Raw genomic sequence first — 21,152 nt, 5'->3', positions numbered from 1 at the left:
GTATACTACGGTATGAAGGAGGGGGAGCGCTCATGCCCGAATCAGAAGATCGCCGGCGGCTGGAAGCCCGGCTAAGCGAATATTTGACCGAAGGAGACATGGAGATGGAGGAGCAGGAGGAAGCAGTGCGAAGACGCCTTCCGCCCCGCACCGAGATCCGGATCCAGACAGCCCTCGACCCGATTATCGAGGAGACGAAGCAGTATCGAAGCATGGCGAAGGAAATCGACAGCCGGTACGATGAGTATTTGAAGCGAGTGAAGGAAGATAAGCTGAAGGATTCATGATTACATGATGGGGGCCCTGTGCTGTTGCACCACAGGGTTCTCCGCCACCTTAACGTTATGAAAGATGGATTGTCGGGGCAGGAGCCGCCTTCGCTCACCGAAGGAGTGGACAACGATGACGTCCGTATCATACTGAAGACCGAACATTTTATTTGTGATGTCAGATGACCATGCTTCCCATGCGATAAGCTGATACGGCAGCCGCATCAACGTGACGCCTCATATCGACGGAAGACAACAGACGTTCCCGAAGCTGCTTCAGAGCACGGATACCAGGCGGCTATTGTTGGCGAATGGAAGCTGCCGCATTGAAGGTTATGTAACCGATGTCATTGACAAGGGGTTCATGTACGAGGAGTCGCTGCGCATGCCATTCGTCGTCCGTTACCCGCGTGCGATTGCTCCAGGCGGCGTGACCGATACGGTGGCGCTGAAACGTTGATTTCGCACAGGCCTTCCTGGATTATGCGCAGATCGAGGCGCCGACGAGTCCTAATTGATAGATGTGAACGGAGTTCCGCGTTGATGCGGGCTCCGTTTTTTGATAGCTGCCGATGAAATTGCCTATCAGTACAGTGAAGTCAAGGCTTTATCGGGGATTGCAAAAGCTGAAAATCGATTTGGAGGAGGGTGAGGGACTTGAATAATCGATTGAATGATCTTCGGCAGGAGTATGAAAAAATAAAAATCCCGGCTGAGTTGGACTCCGTTATACGGGCGGCTATGGAACGGGCAAATCAATATTTGAAGGAAAATAAAGGGAGAGAGCAACAAATGGATAAACGATTTGGAAAATGGTTCCGCTATCTCGAGGAGCAAAGTTTTGACGAGCTGAAAAAAAGTGATTTGGTAGCCGATGCTTACCATGTTGTTACGCTTGACGACTCCATTTATCGCTTTGTCCTGGAGTTCCATAAACCAGTGAAATATGAGGTGCAGGAATATGCCGATCCGGCGCATATCGTACTGACGCTGTCCCAAGATAAAGAGGCGGGAAAGAAGACGATCTACTCGGTGAGAACCGAAACCTATATGAATGGTGAGGAGATTGGCATTGTGGAAGAAGGACTGTACGAAGAGAGCGGCATACGTACGCTGAAGGAGAACGGCGATCAATTTTACATTGAACTTGGCTCCTTGACGGATGAAGCGGAAGCGATTCTCAGTGGTGTCTGTGCTGGGGATCGCTTTTTTCATCCTGGAGATAGGGAGAAATGCGTTGACAAAAGTGGACACTGTACAATATATAACCAACAGAAGCCCGATGCTTTCCTCGCGACGGATAGGAAGGCTTCGGGCTTTTCTTGTTGAGCCGCAATCATTTTACAGACTCTTCCGGCGGCAAATAGGTGATGGCTTGGCTCCCCATCTTCTCCCAGCCCCTCTGGAAAGCGGAACGATCGATGCGATCGCGGCGGCCGAGCGGGTCATTGATATAGACATATTTCTCGTCATAGCCGGTGACGAGAAAGGAATGCTCGTAGTAGGTGACGCGCACCGGGCCATCCGGGGTCTGCCATGTCACCCAATATGTATCCGGCACTTCATCATACATCGTCGTGTGAATGACCCAGACCGGGGTGCCCTGCCCGACAATCCATAGCAGGTGCTCGATTGACGTGCCGGTCAAGTCGGCAATACGGTCCGGCAGGTAGCGCTCGGCCAGCTCGGCAATCGGCTCATGATAGACGCCGAGTCCCGGGTTGGCTAAGGTGTACATGTCGCCGACGAATCCTTTATGCGGATTGCCGAAGTAAACCTTGCCGCCTGCTTTTTTATACGGCGTCGGGTCTCTGCGGATTTCCTGGGCGAGCTTCATCTTGTCGACATCGACATCCGCCGTCTTCAGCAGCATAGCCAGGGCAGTCACTTCGCAGCCGCGCGGCAGCTCTGGCAGTTGCAGAATGAGCGGCGCCCCGTTGTAGCGGAACGACTTCGGCGACGGCTTCTCCGGGTCCCACATGACCTGCTTCCCGCGATAGGTTACCCTCCGTCCGGATGCCTGGCGGGCATAAGCGACTGCGTCTTCCCAGCGGCGGAAGACGCGCTCGAAGCGCTCGCCAAGCTGGACGCCATAGGGTCCGAACGTATCATAGTCGATATATTGGGACAATTCTTTCCGCCAATCATTCCACTGCGTCTCATTCGGCGCGTCATCGCGCTTCGACAGTGCGATAAGGCCATCCCGGGCGTAAATGTTGCGCCCGAACGCCTCGCTAACCGGGCGAAGCGGCACGTACGTCAACCCGTTTTTGACGTGCGGAGCCGTCTTGACCGGAGTTGTGGCACCCGCAATCTTGACCTCCGGCTTGTTCAGCTGGTAGGTGACCCGTGCCTCGTCCTTGGTGAAGGTGATCGTGCCTGTGGCTTCATCATAAGCTAGTTCAGCCTCCAGCTTCGAAGCGAGGAAGCGGGCGGGAACCAGCGTCTCGCCGGACTGCTGGTATGGCGATGCCTTGCCCTCCCGCTCATCGATCGGAACGAGGTAACGGCTGACGAAGGCGGTATTGCTGTGCAGCATAAGGACGATATCGTCCGTAGGCACACCGAATGAGAAGAGCAGCCCGCCCTCTTTGAATTTGGAGGCGAACAGGGATTGTATCGGAAAAGCGCACAGCGCTAGTAATATCAGGAACAGCAGCCAACGATTGAGCTGCCGAACGAATTGTGGCACTTTCAATATCCTCCTCAGACATACTCCTCTATGTATATCGGTAAATAGTGCGCATTTCTTTAATCATCCTGATTTTTAGGCGGAAACGGGGAGGGTGGTAAAAAATTCGACAAATGTGTCATAATCTTAGAAGCGGCTCGATTGGTGTTGGAACGTGTCGGGCCGAATGGTATAATGGGACCGATGGAAGCGCTGCCGCTTGCAAGGCGGCAGCTGCGGGCTGCGCAGCACCGATAGACAGACAGGTCGCAGCCGTACCAGGCATGGAGAAGGTGAGGGAGAAAGTGATGATACGTATAGGAGCGATTGAAGGTGGAGGCACCAAATTTGTCGTCGCCGTCGGCACGCCGGATGGACAGGTAGGAGAGACGGAGACGTTCCCTACGACAACGCCGGAAGAGACGATGGACCGTACCGTGCAGTTTTTTAAGGATAAGGGAGTCGACGCCATCGGCTTCGGTTCGTTCGGACCGGTAGATCTGAATCCAGCGAGTGCCACTTATGGCCATATTGCGAAGACGCCGAAGCCACATTGGAGCGGGTATGACGTCGTGGGCCATTTGAAGCGCCATATTCATGTTCCGATCGGCTTCGATACGGACGTGAATGGAGCCGCGCTGGGCGAAGCGACCTACGGGGCGGCGAAGGGGCTGAGCAGCTGCCTCTATATTACAGTCGGTACCGGCATCGGGGCAGGGGCGGTCGCGGAAGGCAAGCTCGTTCACGGGCTGACTCATCCAGAGATGGGGCATATTTTCGTGAAGCGCCATCCGGAGGATACGTATGTGGGCAAGTGCCCGTACCATCAGGATTGTCTGGAAGGCTTGGCAGCCGGACCGGCGATTGAAACCCGCTGGGGTGTCAAGGCCTATGAATTAGGCGAAGACCACAAGGCTTGGGAGCTCCAGACGTATTATCTGGCTCAGGCGTTGATGAATTATATTTTGACCCTGTCCCCGGAGAAGATCATTCTGGGCGGCGGGGTATCGCAGCAGCTTCATCTATTCCCGCGCATTCGCGAGGAAGTGAAGCGGCTGCTGAACGGCTATGTGCAGCATCCGGCCGTATTGGATACGGATAGCGGCTATATCGTGCCGCCGGGCCTGCAGGACCGTGCGGGAATTACCGGAGCGCTGGCGCTAGGGATGCAGGCGCTGAACCAGCAATAACCGAATCGGAGTGAAGCTATCCCAAAAGTAGTTTTTACGGGATGACCGTTAGATTCGAAAAAAGGTCGAGTTAGGGACACCCTTGTTCCCTACTCGACCTTTTTGCTTCATATTGCATGATTGGCTGCCGTTCTTACTTCCGTGGCGGAGCCGTAGATGCGCGTACGATGATTTTGGTAGGTAGCTGCAGCTCAATGAACGGTTCATCCTTATGCTCCATGCGCCAGAACAACTGCTCGACGGCTTTGCGGCCGAACAGATTCAAATCAATGGCCATTGTTGTCGTCATTGGCGTTGCCAAGCGGGATAGTTGCCCGTTATCGAAGCTGCATACCGATATGTCATCCGGCACATGGAACCCAAGTTGATGCAGCGTGGAATTGACAAGGAACCCGAGTCCGTCGTTCACGCAGAACCAGGCTGTCGGTTGAGCACTCATCGCTTTCATCGTATCCATGACATCATCCGCCTGCTCCGTGGCAGCGGTCACGATCCATTCCGAGCGGGCCGTGAGCCCCATATCGCTCAGCGCGAGCCGGAATCCTTCCAGCCGTTCATAATAACTTGGCGAGAAATCAATATTGCCGATATACCCGACACGGCGGTGTCCCAGATCGTACAGATGCTGAACGGCCTCATACGCACTGAAGCGATTGTTCGTCAAGATGCAATCGGCATGAATGGCCGGATGATGGTGGTCGATGAGTACGGTTGGTATTCCGGTGTCGATAACCGCCTTCGTGAAGGCCGTGCTTAGGTGGGACAGAATTAGAATCCCGTCCACGTCTTGATTGTCCAAGAAAGAGGGCAAGGCCTGTTCAAGCTCCGATTCCCGGTTGATGGATTGGATAAGCAGGTGCTTGCCGCGTCTTCTCGTTTCTTGCTCTACACTCAAATAGATTTCCCCGAAAAAGCTCTTTTGCGCGAACGCGAAATCCGAGGCAATTAAGGCGATATTTCCGGATGGTTCGGATGCTTTCTTTTTCCTTGCGGAGGGGTAGGTATATCCCATTTGCTTCGCTGTCTCGAGGACAAGCTGCCGCGTCTCCCTACTTACTCCGTCCTTGCCCGATAAGGCTTGCGATACGGAGTTTTTGGAAATATGGAGCCGCTCTGCAATATCCTGCATCGTTACTTTTGATTTCATCAGCGACCAACACCTCCTTTCCAGCTTGCGTACGTACTTCCTAGGGGATAGTAGCAGAATAAAAACCACGTAAGCATTGCATACTAACCAAAGCGGAAATAACTTCCGCAATGAAATCGGTTAATAAAGTCATTATGCCAGAAAAGAAAGAATTACAAAACTAACATTACAAAAAATGATAACGTTACAAATATGAATAGTAAAGTTAATTGATTTTAGTATTTAAAAATATCCAAATCGTGGTTTTGAGTAAAAGTGGATTGACACCAGGGAATAATTGATTAATAATGTGATTACAAACGCTTTCAATGCGTCTGGTCATTTTATTTGTAACGTTACTTATCTATATTGTCATCTTGAATCAGATTCATGTCATTAGGAGGAGGTTTTTTTTCATGAAAAAGAAACTGTCAATTCTGCTCACACTTACGATGGTCTTCTCACTCTTGGCTGCTTGCAGCACAGGGGGAACGACGAAGGAGTCGGCAGACGGGGTAGTCACATTCGATTTTTGGGCGGCGCCCAATCCGCCGCAGCAAGCGTTCTGGATGGAAATGGCGAAGGAATATGAGGCGGTCAATCCGAATGTCAAGATCAATGTAAGCGCGATCAAGGAATCGCCAAGCTCGGAAGCGAGCATCCAGGCTGCCATTGCCGGGGGCAACGCTCCGGCCATCTCGGAAAATATCAACCGGGGATTTGCCGCACAATTGGCCAAGAGCCAGGCGCTCGTTCCGTTGAACACACTGCCGCAATTCAATGATATCGTATCCGGCCGCAATATGAGCAATACGATCGAGCCATGGGAGTTCGCTGACGGCAATCAATACGTGCTGCCGGTCTACTCCAATCCGATGCTGTTCGGCTGGCGCATCGATATCTTGAAGGAGCTAGGTTATAACGAGCCGCCGAAGACCTACAGCGAAGTCTTGGATGTCGCCAAAAAATTGAAAGCGAAATATCCGGATAAATACGTATGGGGCAAGGGTGCGGATCTGGCCGACCCTACGGCATGGAAGCGCTGGTTCGACTTCTTCATGCTCTATAATGCCGCATCGGACGGCAACAAATTTATTGATGGCGACCAGTTCGTCGGAGATGAGGCAGCCGGCGTAAAGGTGTTGGAATTTGTCGATAACCTGCGCAAGGAGAATGGGATTTTGGCGAAGACCGTGACCGATCCTTTCGAGACGGGCCTCGGCATTTTTACGGATATTGGTCCATGGACATTCAACACCTGGGCGGAGAAATTCCCTGAGTTGAAATATAACGAGACGTTTACGCTGTCTCTTCCTCCTGTTCCGGACGGCATGAATCCGGACGAAGCGAAGACGTTCTCCGACGCGAAAGGTCTCGTTATCTTCTCCAGCGTGCCGAAGGAGCAGCAGGAGGCGGCGGCCGAGTTCATCAAGTGGGTATATTCCGATGCGAAGAACGATGCGAAATGGTTCGAGAGAACGAATCTGCCGCCGGCGCGCGACGATCTGGCAGAGCTTCCGGAATTCAAGGCGATCATCGAAAATTCGCCTGAGCTTGAACTGTACGCCAAGTCCGTGCCGCTAGGCATTCCGGCCATCGATAATGCCGGCTACAATGAGCTGCAGACACTGATTGGCCAGGAGGCATTCAACAAAGTGGTCCTCGGCCAAATTGATCCGCAGACGGCATGGGACAATATGAAGAAGGCGATTGAAGGGGAACTTCAATAATGATCGATAAGAATAACAATCGGTTGGGCTGGTTATTTACCAGTCCCTACCTCATTTATGGTCTTGTTTTCTTTTTGGGTCCGTTACTGTGGTCGTTCTATCTTTCCTTTACGAACTGGGACTTGATTGCGCCGACGTATGACTTCGTCGGGTTCAAGAACTTCATCAAGGCGCTGTCCACTCCAGGGGTGCAATCGGCCTTCTGGGTCACTTACAAATTCATGCTTGTGTTCGTGCCACTGGTCACGATCATGTCGCTTGGTGTCGCCGTAATTGTGCAGGGGCTGCCGAAGTTCCGCAGCTTGTATCTTATCGGTTTTTTCCTGCCGTATCTGTCGTCCGGCGTCGTTGCTTCGCTCATCGTAAAGGGCCTTTTGTCCTATAACAGCGCGGTGAACAATTTCTTGCGCAGTGCACTGGGACTTGATATTAACTGGCTCGGATCGCCGCTGGGGGCGCTCTGTATCGTGGGGCTCATTCTCGCATGGAAGTTTGCTGGTTATTATGCGCTCATCTTGACGTCGGGACTGGAAAGCATCGATAAGGAAGTATATGAAGCGGCGGCGATTGACGGCGTTACGGATCGTCAGCGCTTCTGGAGGATCACGCTTCCCCTGCTGTATCCTGCGCTGTATACGACCTTGATTTTATCGTTCGGCGTCACCTTTGGCATCTTCACGGAGATATTCCAATTGACAGGCGGCGGTCCGAACTTCGCGACGAACACCTGGCAGATGGAGATTTACAATCAGGCCTTCAAAAACCTGCAGGCCGGCTATGCCTCGGCTGTAGCGATTTTGGCGTCCGTCGTCACGTTCATCTCGATCTTCGTCATCAGAAAACTGCTGGAAATGTGGGGGAAACGAAATGGTTGGGTCTAAACAAAACAACAGGCTTCGCTTGACGATCCGCTATATTTTGGCGACGCTCCTGCTTCTGGTCATGGTATACCCGTACCTGTACATGGTGTTGAACTCGTTCGCCGACTGGTCGCAGGTCGACCGCAAGCTTATTCCGGGGAGCTACACCCTGAAATCGTATGCATGGTTGTTCACCGGAGGTGAAGCGGGCATTACGCGTCCGTGGATGAACGCGTTCTTGAACAGCGTCATCGTCTCGGTCGCATCGACGGCGTTCATGATGCTCTTTGGCGTCATGGTGGCGTACGCGTTATCGAAGCTGAATTTCAAGGGGCGGGACACGGTGAACAACTTCGTCCTGTTCCATATGTTTTTTCCAGCGATCATTCTGCTCATCCCGAACTTCCTCATCATGCAGAAGATCGGATTGTATGATACGTACTGGGCAATGATTATTCCGAAAGCGGTCAGCTTATGGGCCATCTTCATGTACACCAACTTTTTCAAGGCGATCCCCACGGTGTTCATCGAAGCGGCGAAGTTGGACGGAGCGTCGGACTTCAAAATTTTGTACCGCATTATGATGCCGATGTCGCGCTCCATTACAACGGTCATCTTCCTGTTCCTGCTGATGGAACGGTGGACGGAGCTGCTATGGGACATGATTGTCGTGCGCAGCGACAACATGTTGACGCTGAACGTGCTCTTGTCGCAAATGTTCGGGCCATACGGCGGTTATCCGGGTCCGCTATACGCCGCATCAGTGCTGCTGACACTACCGATTCTTATCATGTTCCTGATATTCGGCAAAAAATTCAAGGAAGGCATGCAATTCAGCCTCAAATAAGGAATGGACAGGATAACCAATAGGAGTGGTGAGAATGCAAGCATCGTGGTGGACATCGGCCGTCTTCTATGAAATCTATATGCCGAGCTTCTGCGACGGCAATAGCGACGGCATCGGCGATTTCGCCGGCATCGCGTCGAAGCTGGATGAGCTCGCCAAGCTGGGCGTGAACGGCATCTGGCTGACGCCGTTCTATCTGTCGCCCAAGGTGGACAACGGGTATGATATCGCCGACTATACGGCCATCGATCCCGACTACGGCACGATGGACGACTTCGAAGCGTTCATCCGCGCGGCACATGCCCGGAATATCCGCGTGATCGTCGATCTTGTACTGAATCATACGTCGTCGGAGCATCCATGGTTCCGGGAATCCCGATCGTCACGCTCGCATCCGAAGCGTGACTGGTACATCTGGAAGGACCCGGTGAACGGCGGACCGCCGAACAATTGGGAGTCCTTCTTCGGCGGGCCGGCTTGGGAGTTCGATAAAGCGACCGGGCAGTATTACTATCACGCGTTCGCGAAAGAACAGGTCGATTTGAACTGGACTCACCCTGAAGTCCGCGCAGCGATGAAGGGTGTGATAGACTTTTGGCTGGATCGGGGCATTGACGGCTTCCGGCTCGATGTTATCAATTTCTTGAAAGTATCCGAGACATTCCCTGACAACCCGTATGATCCACAGACGGGCGAGCAGCAGCATGTGCATGACAAGGATCAGGAAGGTATTTTGGATGCGATCGCGGAGCTATCCGCCCACGCGCATGCACGGAAGGGAACATTCATGGTTGGCGAGGTCGGCTCCGAGGATATGGACGTGCTGCGCCGCTATAGCGGCACGGGCCTGCTGGATGTCGTATTCAACTTCAATCTTGGCAGCCAGGAGACGTTCTCGCTCGAACGCCTCTATGAGGAATTGAAGAAGATGGAGGAGGCGCATGCCCCCGACCAGCTTCCGACACTGTTCTTCAGCAGCCACGACATGCGGCGTCATATTTCCCGCTTCGGGGAAGGAAATGCCGAGCTGGAGGAGCGGCGGGCGAAGCTGATCGCCGCCCTGACACTGACTGCGAAGGGCGTGCCGTTCCTGTATTACGGCGAAGAGATCGGAATGCGTGACTTCGTGGCCGAGACAGTCGATGACATGCGCGACGTGCAGGGGCTGACGGCCTACCGGATCGCGCTGGGCGAAGGTGCGGCACCGGAGGAAGCGCTTAAGAAGGCGTTGGAGAAGAGCCGGGATAACTCACGGACGCCGATGCAGTGGACGGGCGAGACCTACGGAGGCTTCTCGGATGCGTCCCCGTGGATCGGCATGGGCCCGCGGCATGAAGTGCTGAATGTGCAAGCGCAGCAGCAGGAACCGGATTCGATCTATCTGTTCTACCAGAAGCTTATCGCGCTTCGGCGCAGACATCCGTCGCTGCACAGCGGCGATTATGTGCGGCTGGAGCGCCAGGGGGATGTGCTTCTCTATAGGAAGCGGGCCGCCGACGAAGAGGCGTTGGTGGCGTTGAACTTCGGGCTGGAGCCGCACGCGCTGACCGTTGGCAGCCTGCTGGCCGATTCGTTCCGCCTCGCCTTGTCCAGCCGACGGGAGCCAGGCGGTGCCCATGAACCATTTACCCTTGATCCGCAGGAAGCGGCCATTTGGATCAGCGAGAACTCATCAGTGAAGGAGACGTGCCATACATGACAGGGAACCAAGGCAGCGCAATCACATGCGCGACACTGCTGGAGCAATATATGATGCGCAACCCGTTGGCGGCGCACGCGGAGAAGTTGAATTTTACCGGCGTCGGCAGCAAGGATGTATATAATATTACCGCTCCGTTCGAAGATGAGGGGGAGCCGGTCATCGCTGGACGCGTCGAATCGCGTGACAGCGAGCATTCGGAGGTTTATTTCTTCGTCGAACGGAACGGGGAATGGGTGCCGCGGGAAGGCGCGCCGACGTTCGAACTGCAGGATCCGTTCCAGACCCGGATCGGAGGCGAGCTTGTGCTCGGCGGCGTGCAGATTTATCCGCATCCGACACAGGCGAACGCACTGATGTGGCGCACGGTGTTCTACAAAGGGAAGCACATCGCTGATCTGAAGCCGTTATTCACCGGTCCGGACGGCATGAAGGATCTGCGGTTGGTCGAGCTTCTGGACGGAAGCATCGGCGTATTTACCCGTCCGCAGGGAGAGAAGGGCGGCCGCGGCAAAATCGGATATATCCGCGTGGAGCGGTTGGAAGACTTATCAATTGAGCTTGTTGAGAATACCCCGCTCTTGGAAGGGCAATTCATCGACGAGGAATGGGGAGGCGCGAATGAAGCGCATGTACTAAGCAATGGCCGCATCGGCGTGCTAGGACATATCGCGTGCTTCGACGACCAAGGTGATCGCCACTATTATCCGATGGCGTTTGCGGTTGATCCGGCTACCGGCGAGCACACCCCTATCGAGCTCATCGCCGTGCGGGAACGCTTCTTGCCGGGCGCAACGAAGCGTTCCGACCTCGTGGACGTCGTATTCAGCGGCGGTCTCGTGCGCAACGACGACGGGACGGCGGTGTTGTATGCGGGCATAAGCGATGCAGAGGCGCATCGCTTGACGATTGCCGATCCATTCTTGAAGTTCGAACAGGCATAATGGCAGACATTATTTTATAGCGTGAGGTGTCTACAGCATGAATATTTATCGTTATGAAGAAAATCCGCTTATTACTCCAGCCGACGTTAAGCCGCATCGCCCCGACTTCGAGGTGATCGGTGCGTTCAATGCGGGCGTCGCGACTTATAACGGCGAAGTGCTGCTGCTGCTCCGCGTAGCCGAGCGTCCGATCAGCACCGACCCGAACATCGTGAAGGCACCTGTGTTCAACCCGGAGGCGAAGAAGTTGGATATCATTGAGCTTCGCATGGACGACGAACGCTACGATTTCTCCGATCCGCGCGTCATTCGCAATAAGTCGCAAAGCGCGACATTCGAATATTTGACTTCCATCTCCTATATCCGCATTGCGCGCAGCAAAGACGGACACCGCTTCACGATAGATGATGCCCCCTTCGTCTATCCGTCGACGGAATTGGAGACGTTCGGCATCGAAGATCCGCGCGTCACGCAGATCGGCGATACGTATTACATTTATTTCTCGGCCGTATCTCCGGTCGGCGTCGGGGAGTCGATGGTATCGACAAAGGATTTTGTGAATGTGACGCATCACGGGATGATTTTTAGCCCCGATAATAAGGACGTTCTTATTTTCCCAGAAAAAATTAACGGTAAATATTACGCGCTGCATCGTCCGACGACGAAAAGCATCGGTAATCCGGAAATATGGATCGCCGAATCCGATAATTTGCTCTATTGGGGCAATCATCAGCATTTGCTTGGCTTACGCCCAGGCATGTGGGACAGCGGGCGCATGGGCGGCGGAGCCGTGCCGTTCAAGACGGAGAAGGGATGGCTGGAGCTGTACCATGGGGCGACGAAGGAGCACCGCTACTGCATGGGAGCCGTGCTGTTGGACTTGAATGACCCAACGAAGGTGATCGCCCGCTCCGATCGGCCGGTGATGGAGCCGGAAGCGGATTACGAGAAAAACGGCTTTTTTGGCGATGTCGTCTTTTCTTGCGGCGCCATCGTGGAGGGCGATACGGTCAAAATGTACTATGGTGTCGCGGATACATCGATGGCCTGCGCGGAACTTAGTCTCAAGGAAATTTTAGAAAGCTTGACCTATATAGACGAATAGAAAGCACTAGTGACAGGGAGACGCCAAGGCCGGAAGGTCTTGGCGTCTTCAGGATAGGAGCGCGTTATGAAACTGAATGAGAATTGGAAGCTGCGCGAGTTCAATGTCGGGGAGGCGCGCGATTTGGAGGTGGCTTCCCCCGACTATATCGATTATTTCTGGATGACGACGAAGGTGCCGGGAGATGTGCATACGACGCTGATCGAGAAGGGGATGATCGAGGATCCGTTCTATGGGCATAACGATCAGACATGCCGCTGGGTCGAGGAGAAGGTATGGTGGTACCGCACGACGTTTGATTGGGACGGGCAGCAGGAGGACATAGAGCGGATGGAGCTTGTGTTTGAAGGACTCGATACGTTCGCGACCGTGTATTTGAACGGGGTGGAACTGGGTTCGACGGACAATATGTTCATTAGCCATTCGTTCGAGGTGACGCGGGAACTGAATCAGGGCAAAAACGTCCTCGCGGTCAAGCTTGATCCCGTTCACCTGCACGCGCAAAGTCAGATGCAATATTATTGGTCCGGCTTCAGCAAAAAAAGGATATGGACGCGCAAGGCGCAAAGCCACTATGGCTGGGACTGGGGGCCGCGGCTCGTCTGCGCAGGCATCTGGAAGGATGTCCATCTGGTGAAGCGGAGCCGTGCGTATGTGGATCATGTATTCGCTCATACAGTTGAGGTGAAGGACGGCGAGGCGATGGTCGAGGTGGCTGTCGAGGCCCGGGTGTTCGACCGCAGCGACACCTGCATCGCGGAAGCGGCGCTGCTGGATGCCGAAGGCCGGCGGGTGGCAGAGATGACGTTCCCGCTCAATCATAGCACGGGCTTCTTGCAGGACGGCGCGATCTGCACGCATGGCCTGTCTGGCAGCGTACGTCTCAAGGTGCCGAATCCGTCCCTCTGGTGGACGCATGATCTGGGCGAGCCCTACTTATACAGGCTGGAAGTAACGCTGCGGAGCGAAGGTGACGCCGTAGATGAGTGGCAGCAGCGCTTCGGCATCCGAACGCTGGAATTGATGCTGCATGACGAGGAAGGGCAGCACGCGTTCACGTTCGTGCTCAACGGAGTAAAGCTGTTCGCGAAGGGCGCGAACTGGATTCCGATCGACAGCTTTATTGCGGCGGTGCCGGATGAACGTTATTCGCGGTACATCCGCCTGGCGCAGGAAGCCAATATGAACATGCTGCGCGTTTGGGGCGGCGGCATCTATGAGCGGGATATTTTTTATGAGGAGTGTGACCGGCTCGGGCTGCTTGTCTGGCAGGACTTCATGTTCGCCTGCGCCCTCTATCCGGACTACAACCGCAACTTCATGGATAATGTCCGCCGGGAGATCGAGCAGGTCGTCAAGCGGTTGCGGAGCCGGACTTGCCTCGCTCTCTGGTGCGGAAATAACGAGAACGACTGGCTGTATGAAGCGCTGTACTCGAGCGGAGACATCCCGCATCCGTTCTATGGGGAGAAAATTTACCACGAGCTGATGCCGGCCTTGCTGGAGGCGCTTGACCCGACGCGCAGGTTCTGGCCGAGCTCGCCATATGGGGGCAACGATCACAATTCGCGTGAGGTTGGAGACACTCATAATTGGCAGGTATGGCATGGCAATATCGAGCCGCGGGTCTTCGGCGAGCCGCAGTTGCAGGACTATAGCGTCGAAGGGTTGTCGTTCAAAAAATTCAAAGGCGATACGACGAAGTTTGCCAGCGAATTCGGCATGCATGCCTCTTCGAACCGCTACACGCTGCAGCGCAACATCCCGGAGAGCCAATTCTGTTGGGGCAGCGACGAGATGATGTATCGCAACAAGGATATCCATCATCCGAAGGGCATTCTGCTGATGGAAGGCTATACCGGGGCCCCTTCAAATCTGGAAGAGTACATCAATTATTCCATGCTGACGCAGGCCGAAGGGCTGAAATACGGCATTGAACATTACCGCCGCCGCAAGCCGGATACGAGCGGCGCATTGTTCTGGCAGATGAACGACTGCTGGCCGGGCACGAGTTGGTCGGTTATCGACTACTACGGGCTGCCGAAGGCGGCATATCATTACGCGCGGAAGTTCTTTGCGCCGGTGCTGCTGACGGCGGATCACGATGCGGGCCGGGCACTGCATCTGTGGGCGCTCAATGACCGGCTGGTGCCTTACGAAGACCAGATCCGGCTGGCCGTGTACCGGATGGATGGAACGAGGCTGTATGAGCGCGAGTATGAGATAGGCCTGGATCCGAATGGCAAAAGGGAATTGGATGTGTTGTCCGAAGCGGAACTAACGAACGGAGCGAATCCGGCGGAGGTGGTATGCGTCATCTCGTCCCGAAGCGGCCTCGCGGAAGATAATTATGTGTACTTGCGCGACTATAAGGAGATGCGCTTCGAGCCGGCACAACTGCAGATCGGTGTGGATGAGGAGGCCGGCGTGATCCGGATCGAGACGGACCGGGTGGCCCGCATGGTCAAGATTGAGCTGGATGAAGCGTGGATTGCGGTGACCGACAACTTCTTCGATCTGCTGCCTGGGCGAGCGAAGGAGATTCGGATCTCACAATCGGAAGGCAAGCCGATTCCGTGGGCGACGCTGCGCGTCACCGCGCTGAATTCGCCCGGAAGCCGTGAACGGTGACGGAGACAGGACGCTCTAAGCGGCATAGTGAGGGAGAACAATCATACGGGAAAAGGGATGAGAATCATGAAAGCGGCAGTTCTACGCGGAACCAAAATGATGGAGGTCATGGAATGGATCGACCGCGCGCCCGGCAAGGATGAGGTTCGGCTGCGCGTTGTCTGCTGCGGCATTTGCGGCACAGACCAGCATATTTATCACGGCTATCCGGGATCGGCGGAGGTGAAGCCGCCGCTCGTGCTTGGCCATGAGCTGGCCGGCATCGTCGTCTCCGTGGGGGAGGCGGTCATTGATCTGCGACCGGGCGACCGGGTGTCCGTCGATCCGAATATGTATTGCGGGTCATGTGAATATTGCCGCAGCGGTCGCGCTCACTTATGCGATCGGCTGCAGGCCGTTGGGGTGACGAGGGACGGCGGAATGGGCGAATACTGCGTTGTGCCGGCGGCCAACTGCTACAAGCTGCCCGACCAGGTAAGCTGGGTCGAGGGGGCGATGGCCGAGCCGCTTGGCTGCGTGCTACACGGATTCAAGAAGTTGGAGCTGCGCGCGAATCAGCATGTGCTGATTATCGGAGGCGGCTTCATCGGCCAGTTGTTCCTACAGCTCGTCATGGCTGCCGGCGTCACGCACATTACCGTATGCGAGCCGGCCGCACACAAGCACACCCTATTGCGGGAACTGGGCGCCGAAGCCGTCGTTTCGCCGCTGGAGGCAGGCGTAGCGGATGGGATGCGCAGCACAGCCGATGTCGTGATCGAGTGCGCTGGCCGCCCGGAATCGGTGGAGCTTGCCTTGGAGGCGGCCCGCAAGGGCGGCCAAGTCCTGCTCTTCGGCGTCGCTTCTCCAGAAGCGCGGGCGAGCCTGTCGCCATTCGATGTGTTCAGTAAGGAGCTGCACATTATGGGATCGTTCATCAATCCGTACACGCACGAGGAGGCAATCGCTTTGCTCGCGCGGCATATCGTACGCATTGAACCGCTGATTAGCCATCGCTTCCGCATGGACGAACTGCCTGGCGCCATGGCTCGATATGCCGAGATGAATGTCACCAAAGCCGTTGTCATGGAGGAGTAGGAAGGGATCTCCTATAAAAACCTAATTTTTGTGCTTGTCGAGTGTGCCAATTTGGTAACAGCGCTTGGTAACGCTTGCATTTCGTATGTGATCATGGTAAATTAACGGTGACATTTACAATGCAAGCAGCGTGTTACTAGTCCGACTAGGCATGAGCTAAACGGCCGTTCACTGCGTGAACGGCATGCTTTAGCACATGCCTTTTTTGCTATTACATATAGAGTCATCGAGATGTCAGGGATTCATGTCATTGGTCCTCATCCGTGCTTCGGCTGCTTTGCACGGCAGGACATCGGGAGAAGGGGGGATATTCCGGAAGAATTCCACTTGTATGCATAGTGCCAGAACAGAGTGGATATGGTAATCATAGGTTTTAATGTTTTCTGTACATTTGTCAGTTGATAGGAGTTGACGTTCATGTTTAAATCTATATTCGGCGTTCTACAAAAGGTCGGCAAGGCACTCATGCTGCCGGTCGCCATTTTGCCGGCGGCGGGTATCCTGCTCGGGATCGGCAACGCACTGGGCAATCCGGATCTAATCGCGCGTCTTCCGATACTGGGGACCGGCACGTTCAGCCTAATTTCCAGCGTGATGGAGCAAGCCGGAGGCATCGTATTCGACAACCTGTCCCTGTTGTTCGCCGTCGGTGTCGCTATCGGTCTGGCTGGCGGGGACGGGGTAGCGGGGCTTGCCGCCATCGTCGGCTATTTCGTCATGAATGTGACGATGCAAGTCATGATGAATGTGACGCCGGAGAAGGTAGAGACCAACTCTGCCTATGCTGTCGTGCAAGGCGTTCCGACGCTGCAGACGGGCGTCTTCGGCGGCATTATCATCGGGATCACGGCGGCCTTGCTGTACCAGCGCTACTTCAAGATCGAGATGCCTTCCTACCTTGGCTTCTTCGCAGGCAAGCGCTTCGTTCCGATTATTACGGCCGTCATGTCGCTTCTGATCGGTATTGTGATGGTGTTCATCTGGCCGCCGATCCAGAGCGGCCTGAATACGTTTTCCCATTCGCTTATCGATTCGAACCGGGCGCTGGCGGCCTTCATCTTCGGCATTTGTGAACGGGCATTGATCCCATTCGGGTTGCATCATATTTTCTATGCCCCTTTCTGGTTCGAATTTGGGGAATATGTGAGCAAAGCGGGCGATCTTATCCGGGGAGATCAAAAAATCTTCTTCGCCCAGTTGAAAGACGGCGTTGAGCTGACGGCAGGCACGTTCATGACCGGGAAATACCCCTTCATGATGTTCGGCCTCCCGGCGGCCGCGCTCGCCATCTACCATGAAGCGCGCCCGGAGAACAGAAAGCTGGTGGCCGGGCTGATGGGGTCGGCCGCATTGACGTCCTTCCTGACCGGCATTACGGAGCCGCTCGAATTTTCCTTCCTGTTCGTGGCGCCGTTGCTCTTTGCCGTGCACGTCGTGTTTGCGGGCTTGTCCTTCCTGACGATGCATTTGCTCGGCGTCAAAATTGGAATGACGTTCTCCGGCGGCCTTATTGATTACATGCTGTTCGGCGTGCTGCAGCATCGGACGCCGTACTGGCTTGTCATCCCGGTCGGATTGGCGCTGGCGCTGATTTACTACTTCGGCTTCCGCTTTGCCATTCGCACCTTCAATCTCCGCACACCGGGAAGGGAAGAGGCTGCACCTGCTAGGACGGCGGCCACGCCTGCTAGGGCGGCGGCGGGAGAAGAATTGCCGCGCGGCATCCTGACGGCGCTTGGGGGCAAAGCCAACATTGCCTCCCTGGATGCCTGCATTACGCGCCTGCGCGTGCAGGTCAAGGATAAGGGCAATGTGGACAAGGAGCGCCTGAAGGAACTAGGCGCCTCGGGCGTGCTGGAGGTCGGCAACAATGTACAGGCGATATTCGGAACCCGCTCCGAGACGATTAAGCATCAGATTCATGAGCTGATCAACCGGGGGGACATGGAGCTGGATAGAGCCGAACCGGAGGAAGAGAAGGAGTCCGGGAAGCGCTCGGACAGCAGCCATAATAAAAACGAATAGAACGGATGTAGGTAGAGCGGTGTTTTTCACCGCTCTCTTTTTTTCAAGCGGTGGTGGGAGCGTTATGCCCTAACGCCAGGACCCCCTGAATAATGCCGCTCTCCTCTCCAGTGGGGAAAGAACGTGGCGGAACCTCCGTTCAGAATGGTATCATCACTTAACAAAATAGGACTACCCCTACGATAGCCCCAGCTTAACCATCCAACGAAGACCAAAACTCTTCGAATTTATCTTCTATGTACTCTCTAATAAGTTCTCCTGCACCTTCTTCAGCTTCATCTTCAAGAAATTCCTCGTCATCCAACCATTGGTAATAATGCTGCAATTCATGAGCTAAACTTTGTAAAGTCAATAAAATCGCGTCTCTACGTCCATGTTCTTTTTCTAAATCATAAAAATCACCGGTTGCAATTCGAATGTAGGGTTCATATTGTTTATCAAATGGCCCAAAAAAAGTAGCTGATACCTGTTCTTTAGAACGACTTATAATATAGTAACTTTTTTTTACATAAACAGGAACCCTTTTCGGAAAATGATAATGACATCGTAACCATTTCGCAAAATGAACAAATGCTCTTTTTAAAACAATATTTACATCTTTATCAGAACGTATTCTTAATCCAGATCTTTCTTTTTCCAATTTTTTTATAAATCCTTTCTACTTTCCACCGTTATGTTTTTTACTAGGTGTATGTTTTTTCATGGGACGATTTATATCTTTGTTCGGATTACTTTTCCATTTTTTACTATGTCTTTTCTTTTCTTTTCTTTTCCCTCTCGCCCTTGCCCCTTCAAATTGGGTTTTCCAATCGGGCCTTTTCTTGACTCCATTAACGTAATACCAGTAGCTGCGGTGATTATAGGCAGGATGATTTCAGCAGCGCCCCATACTAACGGAATGGCAAATGCAACTCGCTTATGTCTATTGCTTTCTGTTGGCTGTTCCAACCAAGATAATACGGTCTCGATAGAAGCGCCGTTTTCGTTAAAAACGGTTTGGCCTGTGTGCTTGTCTACTACCTGAATGTCGAGCGTTTGCGGAATTTCATGGTACTTTACATAGGTAGTGTAGTCCTCTTTGCTGATTGGGATATGTTTCTTATGAGCGACGGAATAGGATGGCTCAACTCCAACTTGCCCTGGTGAAGCATAAGCAACACCTGCCAACGATACAACCAACGAACAGGCTACCACAACTGACAGCATCTTTGTAAGTATCTTTTTCAAGAAGATCCCTCCCAAAAAAATGGTTTTACATGATTTTATCATGTAAAACCCAGAATTGGAAGGAAAATCTAGAGGAAATACAAAAAAATCAGGAAACAGAATCAACGCATTCTACAAATTACCGATTCAACGCTCGTTGTCGGGGCTGACATTGCCGAGAAGACGCAATTTTATCTAAAACCTTCTTTTTCATGTTTATTGTAAGACTACCTTTTTTCAGACTCATCTATCCTTTTACGACCCATGGTATCATCACCCTACAAAAAGTGTAAAAAAAAAGACTATCACTACGATAGCCCCAGCTTAACCATCTAACGAAGACCAAAATTCTTCGAATTTGTCTTCTATATACTCGCAAATCAGCTCATCTGCTCCATCTTCTGCTTCATCCTCAAGAAACTCTTCATCTTCTATCCATTGATAGTAATGTTGCAATTCATGAGCTAAACTATGCAAAATCATTAAAATAGCGTCTCTACGCCCATGTTCTTTTTCTAAATCATAAAAACCACCGGTTGCAATTCGAATGTAGGGTTCAACTTGTTTATCAAATGGTGCAAAAAAAGTAGCTGATACCTGTTCTTTAGAGAATCGATTTATAATGTAGTAACTTTCTTTTACATAAACAGGAACCCTTTTCGGAAGATGATAATGACATCGTAGCCATTTCGCAAAATGAACAAATGCTTTTTTTAAAACAACATCTACACCTTTATCAGAACGTATTCGTAATCCAGTTCTTTCTTCCAAAACTTTTATTAAACCCCTTCTATTTTTTTCCACCCTTATGTTTTGGGCTAAGCGTATGCTTTTTCATAGGACGATTTGAATCTTTATTGGAAGAGAAATCTAGAGGAAATACAAAAAATCAGGAAACAGAATCAACGCATTCTACAAATTACCGATTCAACGCTCGTTGTCGGGGCTGACATTGCCGAGAAGACGCAATTTTATCTAAAACCTTCTTTTTCATGTTTATCGTAAGACTACCCTTTTTTTCAGACTCATCTATCCTTTTACGACCCATGGTATCATCACCTAACAAAAAGTGTAAAAAAAGGACTATCACTACGATAGCCCTAGCTTAACCATCTACCGAAGACCAAAACTCTTCAAATTTATCTTCTATATATTCCTGAATTATCTCATCTGCTCCATCTTCTGCTTCATCTTCAAGAAACTCATCATCATCTAACCATTGATAATAGTGTTGCAATTCATGAGCTAAACTATGCAAAATCATTAAAATAGCATCTCTACGTCCATGTTCTTTCTCTAAATCAAAAAAATCACCGGTAGCGACTCGTATATAAGGCTCATCTTGTTTGTTATAAGGTGCAAAAAACGAAGCAGCAGCTTGTTCTTTAGAACACTGAGTTATAATATAATAACTCGATTTTAAATAAACAGGAACCCTCTTAGGAAAATTATAATTACATCGTAACCATTCTGCAAAATGAATAAACGCCTTTCTTAAAATAACATGAACATTTTTATCGGAACGTATTCGTAAACCTGTTCTACATTTTTCCACTTGTAAATCCTTTCTATTTACCACCGTTATGTTTTCTGCTAGGTGTATGTTTTTTCATAGGACGATTTGGATCTTTATTCGAACGACTTTTCCATTTATTACTCTGTCTTTTTTTTTGGATTATTTCTCGCCCTTGCCCCTTCAAATTGGGTTTTCCAATCGGGCCTTTTCTTGACTCCATTAACGTAATACCAGTAGCTGCGGTGATTATAGGCAA

General features: G+C 52.4%; 19 protein-coding genes and 1 pseudogene. 13 read left to right on the top strand and 7 right to left on the bottom strand.

All coding sequences use genetic code 11. The features are described from left to right. The first annotated feature begins 32 nt into the window (after positions 1 to 32). From PPOP_RS07535 to PPOP_RS19330, 3 genes are all read left to right on the top strand, one after another. Positions 33 to 287: a hypothetical protein gene (locus tag PPOP_RS07535; protein ID WP_006285572.1), complete on the top strand. Its 255-nt coding sequence runs from the start codon at positions 33 to 35 to the stop codon at positions 285 to 287. Positions 288 to 498: 211 nt separating this feature from the next. Beyond that, positions 499 to 729 carry a sulfatase/phosphatase domain-containing protein gene (locus PPOP_RS23975; RefSeq protein ID WP_006285570.1) on the top strand — a complete coding sequence of 77 codons (231 nt, stop codon included), beginning with the start codon at positions 499 to 501 and terminating at the stop codon, positions 727 to 729. A gap of 197 nt (positions 730 to 926) precedes the next feature. Then, entirely contained in the window at positions 927 to 1,598 is a 672-nt protein-coding gene (locus PPOP_RS19330) for a hypothetical protein (protein WP_052516593.1), read from the top strand. Positions 1,599 to 1,605: 7 nt separating this feature from the next. Here the strand turns inward: PPOP_RS19330 and PPOP_RS07515 are convergent, their stop codons facing one another. Beyond that, positions 1,606 to 2,961, bottom strand: a complete 1,356-nt coding sequence (locus PPOP_RS07515) for a C39 family peptidase (protein WP_042227836.1) — start codon at positions 2,959 to 2,961, stop codon at positions 1,606 to 1,608. A 287-nt stretch (positions 2,962 to 3,248) separates the two neighbouring features. Between PPOP_RS07515 and PPOP_RS07510 the strand changes: the two genes are divergently transcribed. Then, on the top strand, positions 3,249 to 4,130 hold the full coding sequence (locus tag PPOP_RS07510) for an ROK family protein (RefSeq protein ID WP_006285566.1): 882 nt from the start codon (positions 3,249 to 3,251) through the stop codon (positions 4,128 to 4,130). Between the two features lie 133 nt (positions 4,131 to 4,263). Here PPOP_RS07510 and PPOP_RS07505 read toward each other — a convergent pair whose 3' ends face one another. Beyond that, positions 4,264 to 5,277 (bottom strand): LacI family DNA-binding transcriptional regulator, encoded by a 1,014-nt coding sequence (locus tag PPOP_RS07505; protein WP_006285565.1) that lies wholly within the window; start codon positions 5,275 to 5,277, stop codon positions 4,264 to 4,266. A 395-nt stretch (positions 5,278 to 5,672) separates the two neighbouring features. On the opposite strand from PPOP_RS07505, the gene PPOP_RS07500 reads away from it, so the two are divergent. The 9 genes from PPOP_RS07500 to ptsG all read left to right on the top strand — a co-directional run bounded on the left by PPOP_RS07500 (position 5,673) and on the right by ptsG (position 18,174). Continuing rightward, positions 5,673 to 6,986, top strand: coding sequence for an ABC transporter substrate-binding protein (locus PPOP_RS07500; protein ID WP_006285564.1), 1,314 nt, complete (start codon positions 5,673 to 5,675; stop codon positions 6,984 to 6,986). Beyond that, entirely contained in the window at positions 6,986 to 7,867 is an 882-nt protein-coding gene (locus tag PPOP_RS07495) for a carbohydrate ABC transporter permease (protein WP_006285563.1), read from the top strand. The genes PPOP_RS07500 and PPOP_RS07495 overlap by 1 nt, the downstream gene beginning before the upstream one ends. Beyond that, positions 7,854 to 8,693 carry a carbohydrate ABC transporter permease gene (locus PPOP_RS07490; protein ID WP_042227834.1) on the top strand — a complete coding sequence of 280 codons (840 nt, stop codon included), beginning with the start codon at positions 7,854 to 7,856 and terminating at the stop codon, positions 8,691 to 8,693. Before PPOP_RS07495 ends, PPOP_RS07490 begins: the two co-directional genes overlap by 14 nt. Positions 8,694 to 8,727: 34 nt before the next feature. Continuing rightward, positions 8,728 to 10,392, top strand: a complete 1,665-nt coding sequence (locus PPOP_RS07485) for an alpha-glucosidase (RefSeq protein ID WP_042227832.1) — start codon at positions 8,728 to 8,730, stop codon at positions 10,390 to 10,392. After that, positions 10,389 to 11,336: an MTP-1 family protein gene (locus tag PPOP_RS07480; protein ID WP_006285560.1), complete on the top strand. Its 948-nt coding sequence runs from the start codon at positions 10,389 to 10,391 to the stop codon at positions 11,334 to 11,336. The genes PPOP_RS07485 and PPOP_RS07480 overlap by 4 nt, the downstream gene beginning before the upstream one ends. A gap of 37 nt (positions 11,337 to 11,373) precedes the next feature. After that, entirely contained in the window at positions 11,374 to 12,441 is a 1,068-nt protein-coding gene (locus tag PPOP_RS07475) for a BtaManbiosPhlase (protein ID WP_006285559.1), read from the top strand. Positions 12,442 to 12,507: 66 nt separating this feature from the next. Then, positions 12,508 to 15,072 (top strand): beta-mannosidase, encoded by a 2,565-nt coding sequence (locus PPOP_RS07470; protein ID WP_006285558.1) that lies wholly within the window; start codon positions 12,508 to 12,510, stop codon positions 15,070 to 15,072. Between the two features lie 66 nt (positions 15,073 to 15,138). Beyond that, positions 15,139 to 16,149: a zinc-dependent alcohol dehydrogenase family protein gene (locus PPOP_RS07465; RefSeq protein WP_042227830.1), complete on the top strand. Its 1,011-nt coding sequence runs from the start codon at positions 15,139 to 15,141 to the stop codon at positions 16,147 to 16,149. A gap of 417 nt (positions 16,150 to 16,566) precedes the next feature. After that, a complete protein-coding gene (gene ptsG / locus PPOP_RS07460; protein ID WP_006285556.1) occupies positions 16,567 to 18,174 on the top strand; it encodes a glucose-specific PTS transporter subunit IIBC in 1,608 nt (535 codons plus the stop codon). Positions 18,175 to 18,367: 193 nt separating this feature from the next. Here ptsG and PPOP_RS07455 read toward each other — a convergent pair whose 3' ends face one another. From PPOP_RS07455 to PPOP_RS23970, 5 genes and pseudogenes are all read right to left on the bottom strand, one after another. Further along, positions 18,368 to 18,814 (bottom strand): hypothetical protein, encoded by a 447-nt coding sequence (locus tag PPOP_RS07455; protein ID WP_006285555.1) that lies wholly within the window; start codon positions 18,812 to 18,814, stop codon positions 18,368 to 18,370. A 71-nt stretch (positions 18,815 to 18,885) separates the two neighbouring features. Further along, on the bottom strand, positions 18,886 to 19,401 hold the full coding sequence (locus PPOP_RS07450) for a hypothetical protein (protein WP_042227827.1): 516 nt from the start codon (positions 19,399 to 19,401) through the stop codon (positions 18,886 to 18,888). Positions 19,402 to 19,704: 303 nt separating this feature from the next. Continuing rightward, positions 19,705 to 20,151 (bottom strand): hypothetical protein, encoded by a 447-nt coding sequence (locus tag PPOP_RS07445; protein WP_148277867.1) that lies wholly within the window; start codon positions 20,149 to 20,151, stop codon positions 19,705 to 19,707. A gap of 334 nt (positions 20,152 to 20,485) precedes the next feature. Then, a complete protein-coding gene (locus PPOP_RS07440) occupies positions 20,486 to 20,959 on the bottom strand; it encodes a hypothetical protein (protein WP_006285552.1) in 474 nt (157 codons plus the stop codon). Then, positions 20,949 to 21,152, bottom strand: a pseudogene (locus tag PPOP_RS23970) (ABC transporter permease); the annotation flags it as partial. The gene PPOP_RS07440 and the pseudogene PPOP_RS23970, both read right to left, overlap by 11 nt.

This window comes from Paenibacillus popilliae ATCC 14706, from assembly GCF_000315235.1.
In the GTDB taxonomy this organism is placed as follows: domain Bacteria; phylum Bacillota; class Bacilli; order Paenibacillales; family Paenibacillaceae; genus Paenibacillus_B; species Paenibacillus_B popilliae.
The sequence above is the reverse complement of the archived record's forward strand: the minus strand, read 5'-3'. Positions and strand labels throughout refer to the sequence as shown.

Bases quoted from the DNA above. Each gene is read 5' to 3' on its own strand.
- PPOP_RS07535 (WP_006285572.1), top strand. From the start codon at position 33: ATGCCCGAATCAGAAGATCGCCGGCGGCTGGAAGCCCGGCTAAGCGAA.
- PPOP_RS07510 (WP_006285566.1), top strand. From the start codon at position 3,249: ATGATACGTATAGGAGCGATTGAAGGTGGAGGCACCAAATTTGTCGTC.
- PPOP_RS07505 (WP_006285565.1), bottom strand. From the start codon at position 5,277: ATGAAATCAAAAGTAACGATGCAGGATATTGCAGAGCGGCTCCATATT.
- PPOP_RS07500 (WP_006285564.1), top strand. From the start codon at position 5,673: ATGAAAAAGAAACTGTCAATTCTGCTCACACTTACGATGGTCTTCTCA.
- PPOP_RS07495 (WP_006285563.1), top strand. From the start codon at position 6,986: ATGATCGATAAGAATAACAATCGGTTGGGCTGGTTATTTACCAGTCCC.
- PPOP_RS07490 (WP_042227834.1), top strand. From the start codon at position 7,854: ATGGTTGGGTCTAAACAAAACAACAGGCTTCGCTTGACGATCCGCTAT.
- PPOP_RS07485 (WP_042227832.1), top strand. From the start codon at position 8,728: ATGCAAGCATCGTGGTGGACATCGGCCGTCTTCTATGAAATCTATATG.
- PPOP_RS07480 (WP_006285560.1), top strand. From the start codon at position 10,389: ATGACAGGGAACCAAGGCAGCGCAATCACATGCGCGACACTGCTGGAG.
- PPOP_RS07475 (WP_006285559.1), top strand. From the start codon at position 11,374: ATGAATATTTATCGTTATGAAGAAAATCCGCTTATTACTCCAGCCGAC.
- PPOP_RS07470 (WP_006285558.1), top strand. From the start codon at position 12,508: ATGAAACTGAATGAGAATTGGAAGCTGCGCGAGTTCAATGTCGGGGAG.
- PPOP_RS07465 (WP_042227830.1), top strand. From the start codon at position 15,139: ATGAAAGCGGCAGTTCTACGCGGAACCAAAATGATGGAGGTCATGGAA.
- ptsG (WP_006285556.1), top strand. From the start codon at position 16,567: ATGTTTAAATCTATATTCGGCGTTCTACAAAAGGTCGGCAAGGCACTC.